Source organism: Sporolactobacillus inulinus (assembly GCF_006539285.1).
Classification (GTDB): Bacteria; Bacillota; Bacilli; order Bacillales; family Sporolactobacillaceae; genus Sporolactobacillus; species Sporolactobacillus inulinus.
The window spans coordinates 1-1,585 of sequence record NZ_BJMS01000195.1 but is presented as its reverse complement, the minus strand read 5'-3'; the positions used below and the strand labels follow the sequence as shown (position 1 = coordinate 1,585).

The 1,585-nt window shown below is 43.5% G+C and carries 2 protein-coding genes; both read right to left on the bottom strand.

What is annotated here, in order from left to right:
* Positions 1 to 303: 303 nt before the first annotated feature.
* Positions 304 to 759 (bottom strand): flavodoxin domain-containing protein, encoded by a 456-nt coding sequence (locus SIN01_RS14660; protein ID WP_010027748.1) that lies wholly within the window; start codon positions 757 to 759, stop codon positions 304 to 306.
* Between the two features lie 99 nt (positions 760 to 858).
* Positions 859 to 984, bottom strand: a complete 126-nt coding sequence (locus SIN01_RS15600) for a hypothetical protein (RefSeq protein ID WP_272947206.1) — start codon at positions 982 to 984, stop codon at positions 859 to 861.
* Between the last annotated feature and the right edge of the window lie 601 nt (positions 985 to 1,585).

The following is a 1,585-nucleotide window of genomic DNA, read 5'->3' as shown; positions in this document are numbered from 1 at the left end:
GCGAGCCTCCTCGGACACGCTATTGCCTGCGGGGTCTCGCTGGCACGCATCAACAACGCGCGATCCCGCAGGCGTCTCACATCTACGTTTGGTCTTACTCCCGCAGGCTCTCGCACTTTCATGACTTGAACTGATCTATTGATGAAATTCCGCTCATCGTCGACCAGTGAGGCAAGATTATTAACTTTCTTCCCCCAAAAAAAATGGCATCCATTCAGATGCCAGTTTCGTGAAATGAATGATCCAGTTCCATGATAAAAGCGTTCTGCGCCGTTCGTTCAATCGAATCAACTCAAGCGATGGTCAGTCTTTCTCCTGAAGCAGAAGCTCTGAAAAATGCTTGCCCATCTGCAATGCTTGAATCTCCTCATCAGGCGACATCGTCACGTCTATTTTCAGACTTGGCAAAACAATTTCTGCTTCCCGTTCAATGAGTTTCTTCTCTAGTGTATCAACGGCTTCACAAAATAAATCATACGCCGTATCACCTGATCCAAAGGTTGCCGCCAGTCGCCCCCTTAAGTTCAGTGTATCCAGACCATCATAGAGATCGAGCGCTTCATAAGGAAGATCACCATCTCCGGTTGTTCCGCTGCCAAGCAGAATTCCGTCATACGCCAAGAGTTCCTCAGCGTCTGTATCAAATGCATCCTTTATGACCGGATCTAGTCCACCTTGACGTACTCCCTCAGCTATTTTTGACGCGATATCCGCTGTGTTCCCTGTTTCACTAGCAAAAACAATGATTACTTTTGGCATACTCAATCTCCTCCCCTGTCATCATTATTTTATTGATAACGATTATCATTTTCAAGCAAAAAAAAGAGATTCGCATGAACCATGCGAATCCCCATGTACTTATTTGTTTTTTTTCTGTTTCTGTTCCGCTTTTTGCTCAAATTCTTCCGCAAACTCAGTATTTACGTTGTCTGCCTGATTGTTTTTTTCTTGGAAGTTGTTTTTCTTTTCTTTGTTCTTACCCATTTCGTCCACACCTTCTCGCTTATTTTAGCATTAGTATGCCGAGAATTAGTGTGGCTTTTCTTAAGCGGATTATGCATCGCTAAACGATTCTTTTAAGACTCTCTTAGGTTTTTGTACATGTCTCTTCCCCTAGCGCGCGCATCTAATAATAGTGGGGTGATTGTTTATGGGTAGAAAAGATTGTCATTGCGGCAACGAACGCTCCAACGTTAGACCGATTATTTGTGATCCACAGTACGTGATCCACAATACCTGCGTGCCAAGATACGTTCCGGTCATTCATCCGGTGATACACATTAATAGGAAGAACATCGTAAACGTTCCACGACACATTGTGCGGGAATCCGAACGTACAGAAGTTGTCGATCCAGGTTATCCAAGCAAGTGTGACGTATGCGACCGCAAACGTTCCTGCTTTGATTTTTGGTTCTGATCATAAAGTCTTTCGATTCTGAGCGAATAAGGGGATGACTCAAGTATTAAGAGAACTTCTGAAAAAACAGTACTCGCTAGTATCGATCTTATGATTTAGACCAACTCTTATAAAATGGCTTAAAATTAGCGAATAAAGCCCTTCACTGGAGAGTGAAAAGTTCTGTGT